This is a genomic window from Paenibacillus sp. FSL L8-0641 (genome assembly GCF_038006265.1).
Taxonomy (GTDB): Bacteria; Bacillota; Bacilli; order Paenibacillales; family Paenibacillaceae; genus Paenibacillus; species Paenibacillus polymyxa_D.
Genome location: NZ_JBBOUW010000001.1, coordinates 1,671,580 through 1,687,282 on the forward strand (window position 1 = coordinate 1,671,580; position 15,703 = coordinate 1,687,282).

The 15,703-nt window shown below is 46.6% G+C and carries 9 protein-coding genes and 1 tRNA gene; 9 read left to right on the top strand and 1 reads right to left on the bottom strand.

Going from position 1 to position 15,703, the window contains the following annotated elements; genetic code table 11:
* Positions 1 to 115 precede the first annotated feature (115 nt).
* From MKY16_RS07520 to MKY16_RS07550, 7 genes are all read left to right on the top strand, one after another.
* Positions 116 to 2,257, top strand: a complete 2,142-nt coding sequence (locus MKY16_RS07520; RefSeq protein WP_340954889.1) for a bifunctional diguanylate cyclase/phosphodiesterase — start codon at positions 116 to 118, stop codon at positions 2,255 to 2,257.
* Positions 2,258 to 2,364: 107 nt separating this feature from the next.
* Positions 2,365 to 2,435: transfer RNA gene (locus tag MKY16_RS07525), tRNA-Gly, on the top strand.
* Positions 2,436 to 2,704: 269 nt separating this feature from the next.
* Positions 2,705 to 3,745, top strand: a complete 1,041-nt coding sequence (locus MKY16_RS07530) for a polysaccharide lyase family 1 protein (protein WP_318626829.1) — start codon at positions 2,705 to 2,707, stop codon at positions 3,743 to 3,745.
* A 365-nt stretch (positions 3,746 to 4,110) separates the two neighbouring features.
* A complete protein-coding gene (gene abc-f / locus MKY16_RS07535) occupies positions 4,111 to 5,961 on the top strand; it encodes a ribosomal protection-like ABC-F family protein (RefSeq protein WP_340957556.1) in 1,851 nt (616 codons plus the stop codon).
* 451 nt (positions 5,962 to 6,412) lie between these two features.
* The gene (pheS, locus tag MKY16_RS07540) at positions 6,413 to 7,444 is read left to right on the top strand and encodes a phenylalanine--tRNA ligase subunit alpha (RefSeq protein ID WP_273041806.1); all 1,032 of its coding nucleotides are present in this window, start codon (positions 6,413 to 6,415) and stop codon (positions 7,442 to 7,444) included.
* Positions 7,445 to 7,472: 28 nt separating this feature from the next.
* Complete coding sequence (gene pheT / locus MKY16_RS07545) at positions 7,473 to 9,920, top strand: phenylalanine--tRNA ligase subunit beta (protein WP_029516482.1); 2,448 nt, start codon at positions 7,473 to 7,475, stop codon at positions 9,918 to 9,920.
* Positions 9,921 to 10,129: 209 nt separating this feature from the next.
* The gene (locus MKY16_RS07550) at positions 10,130 to 12,154 is read left to right on the top strand and encodes a DNA repair protein (RefSeq protein ID WP_340954890.1); all 2,025 of its coding nucleotides are present in this window, start codon (positions 10,130 to 10,132) and stop codon (positions 12,152 to 12,154) included.
* 151 nt (positions 12,155 to 12,305) lie between these two features.
* Here MKY16_RS07550 and MKY16_RS07555 read toward each other — a convergent pair whose 3' ends face one another.
* Positions 12,306 to 12,665: a phage holin family protein gene (locus MKY16_RS07555; RefSeq protein WP_029516484.1), complete on the bottom strand. Its 360-nt coding sequence runs from the start codon at positions 12,663 to 12,665 to the stop codon at positions 12,306 to 12,308.
* Positions 12,666 to 12,814: 149 nt separating this feature from the next.
* Here MKY16_RS07555 and MKY16_RS07560 point away from each other — a divergent pair, with 149 nt between their 5' ends.
* Together MKY16_RS07560 and MKY16_RS07565 are read left to right on the top strand one after the other, a co-directional pair.
* Complete coding sequence (locus tag MKY16_RS07560; RefSeq protein ID WP_209949856.1) at positions 12,815 to 15,184, top strand: endonuclease MutS2; 2,370 nt, start codon at positions 12,815 to 12,817, stop codon at positions 15,182 to 15,184.
* Positions 15,185 to 15,241: 57 nt separating this feature from the next.
* On the top strand, positions 15,242 to 15,655 hold the full coding sequence (locus MKY16_RS07565; protein WP_013309402.1) for a DUF350 domain-containing protein: 414 nt from the start codon (positions 15,242 to 15,244) through the stop codon (positions 15,653 to 15,655).
* Positions 15,656 to 15,703: the final 48 nt, after the last annotated feature.

The window sequence follows — 15,703 nt, forward strand, 5'->3', positions numbered from 1 at the left end:
ATATACCAGAATACAACATTATTTTTGATACTATAGACTTAAACAACGGCTTCCAAAGCTGTCAAACGTCTTAGATGATCGGAATCTCCGATATGCAGGGGGCTGAAGAGGCTGAATGAGTATACGGCTGGAAGTAAAAAAAACGATAGGTATCGGCATTGCTGCGATAGTTTTGTTTGTCTTGGTTCAGTTATTTCACGTAACTTTGAATAAGATATACTCCCATAATGTTTTTTTCTTGTTATATCCGATCATAGGGTTTGCCTGTGCTGCGATTTGTTTTTCTATTTTTTATCAATCCTGGTCCGTTTTACTGGAACAGTTATCCTTGCAGAGACTTCTTATTGCCCCGACGTTTTTGGTGGCTGGTCTGCTTTACCTTGTTCATATTGTTTCGTTTAGTTTCGTGAGCCTGACGGACTTTGCTTTGTCTCCGGGCGTTTCGTTATGGCTGCTGTTTGTAAATCGTGCCTTTACCTCTGTCTTGCTCTTATGCGTTTGTTTCCTCCCGTTTAGCAAGACGAAGTCTGAATACAAAGCGGTGGCTTTGTGGGCAGGGATAGGCTGCACTTTGCTGATTCTAGGAGTTATTAAGATATTTGGTGCAGGCTTACCGGATCTACGTATACGATACGAAATAGGTAACCTGGGCTGGACGTTAAATCTGGCTGTCATGTTACTACTTGTGTTCACTTTTATTTTCGGGGTGCGAAAATATCGGAAAGTTCGCCCGGCGGAGTTGGGCATGTTGCTTATGGTTCGTGGAATTGGACTGTGTGTTGTGAGTCAGTTGTTCTATTTATTTTCTGAGCAAATGAGCGATATTAATCACCTATTGGGACTTTTGACCAACGCGATAGCATTCTATAACATGTTGAGCGGGCTGGTCCGGTTGATGGTTCTGGTTCCTTATCGTGAAAAGCAGGCAGCCGAATCTGAGTTTAATCACATTGCTTATAATGATGATATAACAGGACTCCCCAATCGTCGTCGCCTTTCCCAACGTTTAGATAAAATATTGCGCAAATCATTGAAATCGGATGAGACAGTAGCACTTTTAGTTCTAAATATTGATCGTTTCAAGGCGATTAATGATTCGCTTGGACATATGGCAGGAAATTATTTGCTGTATGCAGTAGGCGAACGCTTGGGGCATTTTAGCCATGAAGGGGAAGCTGTCTTTAGCATGGGCGGAGATGAATTTGCCTTTCTTCTAACGGGATACGAAGATACAGATGCTATGAGAAGTCGTATTGATGATATGGTGAAGCTGTTCGATCTGCCTTTCGATATTGATGGTGAGTCTTATCATGTGACGGTGAGCGTTGGTATAGCTTTGTACCCGTTGGATGCGAATCAGAGTGAACAGCTTATTCAGCAGGCGGATACGGCTGTACATAGTGCTAAAGAGCAGGGAGTGAATTTTCAGCGGTATGCTAGTTCGATGCAGATGCGAGCGCATGAAAGACTCCAGCTGGAAAATGATCTGCGGCGAGCGCTTGAAAATGAGGAATTTTCATTGGTGTATCAACCTCGTGTCCACCTGCAAAGTGGCGAGCTAACGAGTTTGGAGGCGCTGGTGCGTTGGAATCATCCTCATCGTGGGATGGTGATGCCAGGCGATTTTATTCCGGTGGCTGAAGAAAGTGGTTTAATTGTGCCCTTGGGGGAATGGGTGTTACGGGAGGCCTGTCTGCAAAATAAGCATTGGCAGGAGCTTGGGTACCCACCAATCCCGATTTCGGTCAATTTATCCATGCGCCAATTTCAGCAAAAAAAGCTGGTGGATGTAATTCGGGGCATTTTGACCTATACGGAACTTGAAGCACGCTATCTAGAGCTGGAGATTACCGAGAGTATGACCTTTGATAAGGATCGAGCCTTTGAACAGTTAAAAAAAATAAAGGCTATTGGTGTCGCAATCAGTATTGATGATTTTGGAACTGGCTATAGCTCATTGCATTATTTGAAGAATCTCCCGATTGATCGTCTAAAAATTGATCGTTCCTTTGTAAATGAGGTACTGGTCGACAGCAAAAATGCAGCAATTGTATCTACTATTGCCTCCATGGCTCACCATTTGAAGCTGAAGGTTACGGCTGAAGGGGTAGAAAATGAGGAGCAGCTTCATTTTTTGCAGGCACAAGATTGTCATGAGGGTCAGGGGTATTATTTTAGTCGCCCCATTCCGGCAGAAATCTTTGAAAAATTGTTTTTACGTGAACCTATGAATTGGCTGGCTCAGGATAGTATGTAGTATGCTTGCATTTTGCTGAAAGGTAAGTTATACTAAATAACATCCTGATTCAGCTGGTTGACGATAGGTTAAGCGTGCCATACATAAGAATCGAGATATTATAAAATGCGGGTGTAGTTCAATGGTAGAACTTCAGCCTTCCAAGCTGATAGCGTGGGTTCGATTCCCATCACCCGCTTACTATTTTAAGAAGTTCGAAACCCTTGTGACGCAAGGGTTTTTGTTTTGTTTGGAGTAGATAAATACATTATAGCCGGGGTGCCAATGGGGTATCACGGCTTTTTGCGTTCTTACGAACTATTTTTACATTGCCACACAAAATAAAATATAAAACATTTAGCTTATATGCTATAAATAAACAGATAAAAAGAACTATTTACCATTTACTAAAAAATAAGTATAGTCGCATTGTTGGGATTTAACTTAAAAAAGGATGGTGTAGCTGCAATGAGGAAAATTTCTTTTCTGTTTTTAGCATTAACTTTGGTGCTGCTTACTTTCCCTGCAAGTTCTACGTTCGCCGCTGCTGATTTTCCGAATACGTCGACGAATGGAATGACTGGTTTTGCCGGACAGGCTAAAAGTGAAAATGGAGCTACTAAGCCTGCCACAACAGGGGGAAAAGGCGGTCAGATTATCTATATCAATAATCTAAACGATTTGAAAAACCAGTTAGGGGATTCAACTCCTAAAATTCTGGTCATCGAAAAAAATATCTCTGCCTCCTCTAAAACCGTGGTCAACATTGGTACTAACAAATCGCTCATTGGTTCTTATGCGCAAAACAAACTGGTTAACATTCATTTGAAAACAACAAATAATTCGGGAAATGTGATCTTTCAAAATTTAACTTTTGAGCACAGTGCCAACATTAACGGTAACGATGACATCCAACTTTATCTTACTGCGGGCACAAATTATTGGATTGATCATGTTACGTTTGCAGGTCACAGTTATAATGCAAATGGCTCGGATCTGGACAAACTTTTGTACATAGGCCAATCGGCTGATTATGTAACCATTAGTAACTCCAAATTTGCTAATCATAAATATGGTCTCATTTTGGGATATCCTGATGATGGCAATAAAAATTATGATGGCATGCCCCATATCACGATCGCTAATAATTATTTTGAAAACTTACTTGTACGTGGTCCAGGACTCATGAGATATGGATATTTCCATGTTAAAAATAATTATATTAATAATTTTCAGCTTGCTTATACCATTGCTACGAATGCAAGAATCTATTCTGAGTACAACTACTTTGGAAAAGGTAGTGAAAAGGGCGGTATTCTTGATGATAAAGGCAATGGCGAGTTTAAAGATGTAGGGAGTTTTCCCACCATCAACAATCAAAAATCGCGTGTAACCAACTGGAATCCAAGCAAGAACTATAGCTATCAAGTTCAGACTCCTGAATATACTAAAGAGTTTGTAACGAAATATGCAGGCTCGTCGAATACAACTTTGGTATTTGGAAAATAACGAGGGTTATTTGCAAATGTGTTGTGATCTGCTATACTAACCGCAAGTAATTATCCCATGAAAAGGAAGGTAACCATACGTCCGATGAAGTAAGCACACTGATTTTCCCACTTAACTGCACAGTTACTGGCAGGCGGCTGTAAGCTGCAACGGGAGAAGTGTGTCTGAAAATGAATGTAGGGACGTATGCGTTTATTCCGGAACGGGATTTGGCTTATTCGTTTACGGTGTTATTTTTCATAAGCGTATGTTCTGAAACGATTCATAACAGTCATTCTATATTCCTTGTATGCAAGCCGCAGCCTTCTGCGGCTTTTTTTATTGCTTCCGGGGTCAAAAAACCGGGCTGGGAAAGGATGATCGGTATGAGAACGATTTTGCGTATTCGCAATGTAGTAAAGGATTGGAACGGGACATCTTTATTTGAGAATGTGTCGTTGGATGTGATGGAAGGAGAACGGCTCGCACTGTTTGGAAGAAATGGAGCAGGTAAAACGACGTTATTGCGAATATTGCTGGGAGATGAAGTGCCAACCTCTGGTCAAGTAGAGCATGATTTGCCACTGGAAGAGCGGGGCTGGCTGAAGCAGCAGGATACGGTGGATTGGTCTCGAACCGCACTGGAGGCCGCACAGCAGGCCAGCCCTCGGCATTGGCTCCTCAAGCAAGCGTTGGGACAGCTGGAAGCTGACCTAGCCGATGCTGGGAAGGATATGGAGCATCATCTGGAGCGTTACGGCGAGCTGATGGATGAATACGAACACCTGCAAGGCTTTGCCTGGGAGTCTGAGGTGGAAAAGGCGCTCACTCGAATGGGAATGCCTGTCCAGACGTGGTCCATTGCTTATGGTGACCTGAGTGGCGGACAGAAGACGAGAGTGCGATTGGCCGGACTCATGGTCAGGCAGCCGAAGCTGCTGGTGTTGGATGAGCCGACCAACCATTTGGATGCCGAAAGCTTGCTTTGGCTGGAGCAGTGGCTGTCTACGTATCCGGGAACGCTGCTGTTTGTATCGCATGACAGAGCCTTTTTGGATCGAGTGGCTACGAGTATAGTTGAGCTTGCATCGACAGGTATTGGACGCTATAAAGGCGGCTATAAGGAATATAAAGCGCAAAAGGAGCGGGAACTGCGAGAGCAGGAAGCCAGCTATCGAAAGCAGGAGCTGGCGAAACAGGCACTGGAGGAAACGATTCGAAATTACAGGGAATGGTTTCACCAGGCACATCGTAGCGCATCCAAAGTCGAAGTGGCTATTACACAGAGCTTCTATAAGGCCAAGGCTAAAAAAAATATCTCCCGTTATCATGCGAAAGAAAAAGAACTGGAGCGACTGGAGGCTAACAGGGTAGAACAACCACGTGAAGCTCCGTCTTTGCACATGAAATTAAGTGACAGCGGGTTTCAGGCAAAATATTTGCTGCGTGCTGAGCAGGTTGACTTTAGCTACGACGACCGTATCATTGTGAAAAATCTAAATCTGATCGTTGCACGTGGAGACCGTCTGGCTGTTCGGGGGCCCAATGGAATTGGTAAAACCACACTGCTTCGGTTATTAACAGGTCAACTGGAGCCGCAGACAGGAAAAATCACAGCCAACCCACAGTTGAACATCGGATATTTTTCACAGGAGCTGGAGCAGCTCCCAGAGGATCAAACGTTGCTGGATAGTCTGCTTGCGCTTCCGACGATGACGCAAACAGAAGCGAGAACAGTGTTGGGCTGCTTTCTTTTTGCGAAAGAGGACGTGTTTAAAAGGATCGGGACACTTAGTATGGGAGAAAAATGCAGGGTAGCTTTTCTGCATCTGTACTTTAGTGGAGCCAATCTGCTGGTGCTGGATGAACCGACGAATTATTTTGACATTGAAACCCGTGAAATTGTAGAGGATTCTTTGCGTAACTATGATGGAGCACTGGTGCTCGTCTCACATGATCGGGAGCTGGTGAGGAGCACGGCAACTCGGTTACTCGATATGAAGCCGGGGGGCAGATATGAAATCTATGAGGGGACAGCCGACGAAAAGCAAGAAGATGAACGGAGCCGTCAACGGGAGCCAGAAGACCAGGAGCGGCGTGAGGAACGTCTTCGATTACAATTGCGTCTTACAGAGTTGATGGGAATGACAGGCACGAATGACGAAAATGAAAAGTTGTTGAGCGAAATCAGGCGCATTCGTGCAAATCTGGAGCGGTTGGATGATCTCGATATCTAAAGGGTTGAAACGTATGCCCTGCTTGCCAAAGCGCGGTAGTTTGCATATAATAATGAACAATAGTTCGAATTTTTGAAAATGTCTTGATGGAGAAGAGTAGACAGTGTCCGATTGAACAGGGAGGAAGCGTCGTAGGATTGAGAGCGTTTCTGCAAATACTGGGCTGTTGAAGTTCGCTCCGGAGCAGTTCCTTGAACCTCAGGCGCCATGTGAATGGCGAATGTGCAAGTAGGGGATACCGGTTCACGACCGTTATAACGTGCAGAGCGAGACGATGATGCATAGCATGAACAATCACCTGTAACTATGTTGCTGTAAGGCAAAACGCCGGGTGAGCTAAGCTTATTGTCTAACGAGGGTGGTACCACGGTCTTTTCGTCCCTTACCGGGAGGAAAGACCTTTTTTTGTTGTCTGAAAAGCTGGATATGAAGAAAGGGGACTGAACAGGCGATGAGCGAAACCATCCAAATGAAGGAACATTTGCTGGCCTTGAAGGAAGAAGCACTGGAAGTATTGGAGAAGGTGGCAACACCTAAGGAGCTGGCTGATCTACGGGTCAAATACTCGGGAAAAAAGGGCGCATTGACTGAAATTTTGCGCGGTATGGGCAAGCTGAGCGCGGAAGAGCGTCCGGTTGTTGGACAGGTAGCCAATGAGGTGCGGGAGGCGATTGAAGAAGTCGTTAACCGTAAGCAAGACGAGTTCACGAAAGCGGAAACGAATGAGCGTCTGCAAGCGGAAAAGATCGATGTTACGCTACCTGGACGCACACTGCCGCAAGGCGGACTGCACCCACTCAACAAAGTGATTGAGCAAATCGAGGATATTTTTACAGGCATGGGATATCGAGTGGCTGAGGGTCCACAGGCTGAGACGGATTATTATAACTTCGAAGCATTGAACCTGCCTAAAAATCACCCCGCACGCGATATGCAGGATTCATTTTACCTGACTGAGGATCTGTTGATGCGTACCCATACGTCACCAGTTCAGATTCGCGCGATGGAAGCGATGAAGGGCGAAACACCTATTAAGGTTATCTGTCCGGGTACGGTTTTCCGACGTGATGATGACGATGCAACACATTCTTTTCAATTCCACCAGATTGAAGGGCTTGTCATTGGAAAAGACATTCGCATGAGTGATTTGAAAGGAACCTTACTTCAATTTGCACGCGAAATGTTCGGAGAATCGACCGAAATCCGTTTGCGCCCAAGCTTCTTTCCGTTCACAGAGCCGAGTGCTGAAGTAGACGTAACTTTTGTGAAGAAAAATGGCGAACGCGTGTGGATTGAAATTTTGGGCTGTGGCATGGTCCATCCGAAAGTGCTAGAGATGGGCGGTTTTGATCCCGAGGTGTACAGCGGCTTTGCATTCGGTATGGGTGTAGAGCGGATTGCTATATTGAAATACGGTATCGATGATATTCGTCATTTTTATAACAGTGACCTGTCGTTCCTGAAACAGTTTGCGCGTCAATAAACAACTATATCAAGGGAAGTGAACCCATATGAAAGTATCATTCGAGTGGCTGTCCGAGTATGTATCGCTGGATCAGGTAAGCGCGGAGGATCTGGCAGAGAAAATCACCCGTTCGGGCATAGAAATTGATGAGGTCGAGCAGCGCAATCAAGGGATTACTGGCGTCGTTGTCGGCTATGTTAAAAGCAAGGAAAAGCATCCTGATGCTGATAAGCTGAATGTATGTATTGTCGATGCAGGTCAGGAGGAAGATCTGCAAATCGTGTGCGGTGCCAAAAACGTGGATGCAGGTCAAAAGGTTCCTGTTGCAGTTGTAGGTGCAAAGTTGCCGGGAGATTTCCACATTAAAAAGGCCAAGCTGCGTGGTGTAGTATCCATGGGTATGATCTGCTCGGCCAAAGAACTGGGCATGAATGACAAGCTGCTTCCAAAGGAATTGCAAGAAGGTATTTTGGTGCTGCCTGAGGATGCTGAAATTGGTATGCCAATTACGAAGCTGCTGGCGCTGGATGATCAGGTGCTGGATTTTGATCTGACACCCAATCGTTCGGATTGCCTGAGCATGCACGGAGCAGCATATGAAGTGAGTGCGATTCTGGGACGTGATATTTCTCTGGCTGATCCGGCTAAGGATCTGGTGGAAATTAGCGATGCAGCGGCAGATCATCTGTCTGTGAAGGTAGATACTCCTGAACTGTGTACGCACTACGCGGCCCGTTATATTACAGGTGTAAAAGTGGGGGCTTCCCCATTATGGATTCAAAACCGTCTGATGGCGGCAGGTGTTCGTCCGATCAACAACATCGTAGATATTACGAACTACGTCATGCTGGAATACGGTCAGCCGTTGCATGCTTTTGATGCGGATAAGCTGGAAAATGGAAATATTGAAGTTCGACTCGCTCGTGCAGGCGAAACATTGATTACACTTGATGATCAGGAGCGTAAGCTGGAGCCGCATATGCTGCTGATTACAGACGGTGTGAAACCAATAGCATTGGCAGGCGTGATGGGTGGAGCCAACTCCGAGGTTACGGATGCGACGGTCAGCATTGCGCTGGAATCTGCGAAGTTTGACGGCGGTACAGTTCGCAAAACGTCTCGTCAACTTGGACTGCGTTCAGAAGCAAGTCTGCGTTTTGAAAAAGAGGTTGATCCAGGCGCTGTTGTGCCTGCTGTGAATCGTGCAGCTGCGCTGATTCAGCGTTATGCAGGAGGCACTGTACACCAGGGCATCGTAGAATCTGCGTCTGCAAAAGCTGAAAACCGCATTATCAAGCTGTCGCTAGATAAAATAAACCGATATTTGGGAACCGAACTGTCGCTGCTTGAGGTGAAAACGATTTTCGGTAGACTTCATTTCGGATGTGGCGACGCAGAGCAAGGGGTACTGGAAGTTCAAGTTCCTACACGCCGTGGAGATATCACCATTGACGTGGACTTAATCGAAGAGGTTGCTCGTCTGTATGGTTACGACAATATCCCGACCACGCCGATTGAAGGTCCTACAACTCCGGGAGCTTTGACAGCATCACAATCATTGCGCCGCTCCCTGCGCAGATTGCTGGCTCATGGTGGCTGGCAGGAGACGATCAGCTACTCTTTTGTACATCCGCAAAGTACGGGGTTATTTAATGCCCTGACAGAAGGCAGCCATCCGGTACGTTTGGCTATGCCTATGAGCGAAGACCGTAGTGTTTTGCGTACGAGTATCATTCCGCAGATGCTGGATACAGCGGTGTATAACATGAACCGGAAGCAAGACAATCTGGCGATTTTCGAGATGGGAACAGTATTTTATACAGAGGAACAAACATTAACCCGCCAGCCGCAGGAAATTCAAGTGCTGAGTCTGTTGTTGACTGGGGTACGCCGTGAAAAACAATGGAATATTGGTGCTGAAAAGGTTGATTTCTTTGATATTAAAGGCGCGCTTGAAACGGTGTTTGACTATTTCGGATTGAGTGCCAGCATTCGTTATGTCGCTGACCAACCGCAAAGCTACCACCCGGGCCGTTCCGCTTCGGTATGGCTGGATGTGAATGGAAGCTCTCAACGGATCGGTACCCTTGGGCAGATTCATCCGGAGCTCCAACAATCTTATGGGCTGAACGATACGTATGTTGCAGAAATTGCGTTGCAACAGGTCATTGAACACGCAAACTCTCATATTCAGTTCAGAGAGCTGGCTCGCTTCCCATCCGTGGAACGTGACATTGCCCTCGTGGTCAATAAAGACGTTGAGGCAGGCGAACTGCTTCGTGTTATTCACGCTGCAGGCGGAGAGCTGTTGCAGGATGCACGAGTGTTTGATGTATTTACAGGCAGTAAGCTTGGTGAAGATAAGAAGAGCGTAGCTATCTCTCTGACCTATCGTCACTGGGAACATACGTTGACGGATGAAGAGATCAATGCGGCGCATACTCCTGTCGTTACGTCTCTGGAACAAACTTTTGGAGCGGAATTGAGAAAGTAGCAGGAAATGCGGGAAGCCGTATCGAATCTTAGTGACAGAGGTTCGATACGGCTTTTTGGCCTATCATCATAGAAGCTCTCTTACTCTGATAATTACCCGCTGCGGGGAAGCCGGACTAATAAGGTTGAACGCTTCACGGAAGGCGGGTTACCATAGTACCGGACACACCTTAGAATCAACATACAGTAGTATTGAAGGAGGGCATAATTGTGACTACACCAGATCGTACTCGCGTCACTGTAGAGATCTACGGTACTTCTTATAAACTCGTCGGCAGCAATACCGATTATATGAAGCAGGTTGCCAATTACGTGGATGAGCGTATGCACAGCATTTCTCAAGCTCATTCGCGTCTGGATATGCCCCGAATTGCCGTGCTGGCTGCGGTTCATATGGCAGAAGAAGCTGTACAAATCCAGGAAATTCAGAGTCATATGAACCGCTTAGCAGCGGAACGAGCAGAGCTCCGGGGAGATCTGGCGCAACTCCAGACAGCTCTAGGGGAACAACAGCAGAAAAATACAGATATGCATCAATCTCTTATTCAACTGAAGGAAGAAAAGGAAGCAACGCAGAAGAAGCTGATGGAAACCGAATCTGTATCAGCCAAGGAGATTGCCCAATTGAGGGCAAAGCTGGAACAGCAGGAGAAAAAAGCGGCTGAACTTGAAAATGGACAAAAACAAGCTAAACGTGAATTGGAGGAGTCCCGTCAAGAAGCTTCTCGCAAGCTGAAAGAGCAGCAGGAGGCGGCCAATGCGCGTATCCGGCAGATAGAAGAGCAGATGAAGAAGGAAGTATTTGAAGCGGCTAAACAGGCTGAAGCCAAGCTGTCAGCTGCAGAGAAGACTCATCAGGAGCAAAAGCGCACAGAACTGGACAAGCTGCGATCTGCTTTGCAGCAAGAGCATAGCAAGAAGGTAAGCGAATGGCAAACTAAGTGCTCCGGACTGAATGAGCAGCTGGAGCAGGAACGTAAACAGGCTGAATTGGCGTTGAATGAAGAAAAGCTCCAGCATCAAGAAGCGCAGAAACGAGCTGATGAAGCTGCACTGGAGCAGGAGATTCGGGTCGAGGAGCTTCAGGAACAATTAGAACAAGTACAGGCAGGCAGTACAGAGCTTTCTTCTCGTCTGGGAGAGGCTCAAGAGCAAGCAAGAGTACTGAAGGAACAACAGTCCGAGCTGGAGTCTGTGCTGGAAACACAGCGACAGGCTGCGATAGAGCGAGAGCAGGCAGATACGCTTGCACGTGAAGAATTGCAAAGTCGATATGATCAATTAGAAGCTGAAGCCAAGGCTAAGCAGCAGCAGACGGCTAAGCTGGAGGAAGAACAGCGGCGGATGCAGAAGCTGTTGGAGCAAGCTCACGTATCTTCTCGCAAGTTGCAAAGTGAGCTGGCTACGCTAGCTGAAAGCGAGAAGTCATGGAAGAAGCTTGCAGAAGAACGACAGGTGGCAGTTGATGAACTGGAGCTCTCCCTGCTGGAAGCACGTGAGCAGAAGGAAGAAATACAAGTGCAATTACAGCACGCAGCGGCTGAGCTCGAAGCTATTAATGATAAATTTGATTCACAACAGCAACGGCTAGTTCAACTCGAAGCGAGAATCAAGGAGCTTTCACCTGAGCTGATTCGCGTTCAGGATGAGCTTGAGAAAGCCAAAGTCCGAGAGCAAGAGGGAACTAAGGCGTATCAATCGCTTCAGGAGCAATATGGAAGCATGAAGAGCCGAGCTGGACAGCTGGAGCAAAATATCAAGCAGCTCCAGCAGGAAAATCGAGAACGGCGGAGTGAACTGGAACGTGCTGAGGAAGAATCCCTGGAATGGCAGCTTAAATACGATCAGTTGAAGGCTGAAGCGGAACGTTTGGAAGCCGAAGATGCTGCCCGTAAGGAAGAATTTGCTTCTTGGGAGCGGGAAATAGCGGTAACGGTTCAACAAAAGGAACAGCTTCAGGAGGAGATTCGTTTGGCTGTTGAAACTGCCAAAACGGCGAAGGCTGAACAGCAGTCCATAGAGCAGGAACGAATGGCCTTGCAGTCTGAATTGGACGAAGTGGGTCAAAAATATGAAATGGCGGCGCATCAGCTTCGTCTGTTGCAAGTACAACAGGACGTAGATCGGGAAAATTCGGAGAGGATTTCTACGGAATTACGTCAATTACAGGAAGAATACACCAAGCTTCAAACTGAGTATAATGAATGGATTGAACTTATTGAACAGGATCAGTAGATACGGATTATACATGTAAGGCAATCCCCGGCTGCTCATCGCCGGGGATTGTTTGTTTATTGTATCCACTCAGAGGTGTAAATGACAAAAAGCTGTCCTTTGGCAGATGAATTCTGCTTCGGGACAGCTTTGCCAGAAGCGATTACTGAAATTAATTCCCGTTTTTGCGACCGGCTTCAAACGGTGTCGATACCGGAATGAACAGGTCGATAATCCCGATAACCAATGCAGCGAGCAATGCGCCCAGAACGGAAACACTGACATGAGCGACGACATATTGAGCGACCCAGATCACCAGAGCGCTCACAAGAAAACCTACGATACCGCGTCCAAATGGGGAGACGCGTCGACCAAACACCGCCTCGACGATATAGCCAATCAAGGCAATGACAATGGCTAGGATCAGCGCGCTCCAAAAGCCGCCTACACTAAATCCGGGAACGATCCAGCTTACGACCATCAGCACCAGAGCGGCAACGATGAAACGTACAATGTGCCCGAGAATGCTCACGGAATAACCTCCTTTGTTTTTTGAATCAGGGTTAGACAAAGGTTAGTGTGTGGCATGAAGAGCTTTCTTATGTGTAAAACAGAGTTGGCAAATAGCGTAAGTTTGCTGCTTTCGGTATAATATAGATATAAGTGAAAGGAGTAGTGAAGTTGGACTCTAAAATTTTCAAAACCCTTGAATATCAAAAAATTCTAAATAAACTAAGTCACTATGCCCAAACGGCAACGGGACAACAGACAGCCCTTCAGCTACAGCCCAGCGATGATTTGGAGCATATCAAGAAAATGCTGAAAGGTACGGATGAGGCCTATGCTGCTGATCGCCTCAAAGGAGTGCCTTCATTTAACGGAGTAGTGGATATCACTCCGGCGGTGAAGCGTGCCCGTATTGGTGGAACATTAAGCCCGCATGAGTTGCTTGGCATTCGGACAACGGTTCAGGCCGCACGCCGTATACAAGTATACGTGACAAGTTTGCATGAAGAAAATCCTGTCGAAACATTGCTGTATTGGAGTGAGCAGCTTTCGGAGCAGAGAAGTTTAGAAAACTCCATCAAAGGCTGTATTGACGAAAATGCAGAAGTGTTGGATTCTGCCAGCACAGAGCTTTCACAAATCCGTCGGGAGCTACGCTCGGGAGAAGTGCGTATTCGTGAGAAGCTGGATTCCATGATTCGTTCCTCAACTGTATCCAAAATGCTTCAAGATCAGTTGATTACGATTCGTGGAGATCGGTTTGTGATCCCGGTTAAGGCCGAATACCGTTCTTATTTTGGCGGAATTGTTCATGATCAATCCGGGTCAGGTGCAACATTGTTTATCGAGCCTGAATCTATCGTAGCCATGAACAATAAGCTGAGGGAAACAAGGCTGAGAGAAGAGCGTGAAATTGAAGTCATTTTACAAAAGCTGACCGCACTTGTCGCAGAACAAGCGGATATGTTGCTGTATGATGTGGACATTTTGGGCAATCTTGATTTTATTTTTGCAAAAGCGCGTCTCGCCCGTGAAATGAAAGCAACCTTGCCTTTAATGAATGACCGAGGGTACTTGAAGCTGAAAAAAGGCAGACATCCTCTAATTCCGTTGGAGCAGGTCGTTCCCATAGATGTGGAGCTGGGCAATTCATACACCTCCATTATCGTTACCGGACCGAACACAGGGGGGAAAACCGTTACCCTGAAAACCATTGGCCTGCTTAGTTTGATGGCGATGTCTGGACTGTTTGTACCTGTCGAGGATGAAAGCCAGCTGTGTGTATTTGATGCAATCTATGCTGATATTGGTGACGAGCAGAGCATTGAGCAAAACTTAAGTACATTTTCCAGCCACATGACCAATATCATTAGCATCCTGAAAAATATGACGCCCAAAAGTCTTGTATTGCTTGACGAAGTGGGGGCAGGAACGGACCCCGCGGAAGGTTCGGCTTTGGCTGTGTCCATTTTGGAGCATATACATGCCATGGGTTGCCGTATGGTTGCGACGACTCACTATAGTGAATTGAAGGCGTATGCCTACGAGCGTAAAGGAATTATTAATGCAAGCATGGAGTTTGATGTCGCTACATTAAGCCCGACTTACCGCCTTCTGGTCGGTGTCCCCGGACGAAGTAACGCATTTGCCATTGCCGAGCGATTGGGATTGCCAGGGCGCATATTAGACTATGCCCGTGGTGAGGTAACAGAAGAAGACCAGCGCGTTGAGCACATGATTGCGTCACTGGAGCAGAACCGTTTGACAGCTGAGCAAGAACGGGAAAAAGCAGAGCAGTTGCGTAAAGAAATGGAAGCATTGCGTAGCCGTCATCAGATGGAGCTGGATAAGCTGGAGTCCCAACGGGACCGTATGCTGGAAAAAGCTGAGGACGAAGCAAGAGTTCTCGTGGATAAGGCTCGTAGCGAAGCTGAGAAAATCATTACTGATTTGCGTAAATTGGCTCAGGAAGAAGGGGCCTCGGTTAAGGAGCACAAGCTGATTGCAGCTCGCAGAGAACTGGATGAGGCTGAACCGAAGCAACGCAAGAAAAGTACCGTCAAACGCCCGGCCGCTACGCGTACTCGTTCTATCATGGCTGGCGATGAAGTATCCGTTCACAGTCTGAATAAAAAAGGCCACGTGGTTGAACTGTCCGGTACCAAGGAAGCTGTGGTTCAACTGGGGATCATGAAGATGAAGGTCAGTCTGGATGATCTGGAACTACTGCAACCTGCCCAAACAACGACTCCAAGAGTTCAAAAGCCAGTCACTGGCGTTAAACGGACACGGGATGATAACGTACGAAGTGAACTTGATCTTCGGGGGGCGAACGTGGAGGAAGCCTTGATGGAAGTGGATCGCTTCATGGATGAAGCGTTTCTGGCCAATCTGGGTCAGGTACACATTATTCATGGCAAAGGTACGGGTGTTCTGAGAACCGGTATTCAGGAGTACCTCCGCAAGCATAAACATGTGAAAAGCTACCGTATCGGTAATTACAATGAAGGCGGTACAGGCGTAACCGTTGCTGAATTGGAATAGTTATGGGTTGCGGCTTTGCCCGGGAACGCTTGGTAGAACGGGAGGGACGAAGTGAAGATGGCGATTGATGAATTGCTGTCACATCCGTTGGGGATGATGCTGGGTTATTTCTCGGTGGCGGTGCTGGAGTTAATTGTATTTTTGTCGTGTTTTGAGCTGGTAACCCGCTATAAATGCTGGGAAGAGATCAAGCGCGGCAATGTTTCAGTAGCCATGGCTACGGGAGGGAAAATGTTCGGTATTTGCAACGTGCTCCGCTTTGCAATGGAAGCCAAATCGAGCGTGTACGATACGATGATTTGGTCGTTCGTTGGCTTTTTACTGCTACTTGCGGCGTACTTTCTTTTTGAGTTTCTGACACCGGTATTTTCTATCGATCAACAGATTAAAGAGGATAACCGTGCTGTCGGCTTGTTCTCCATGATTATTTCAATATCGTTATCTTATGTGATCGGTGCCAGTGTAACTTGACACATCCTGTATACTAGAGCTTGGTATACGCTTGGAACGGAAGGATGA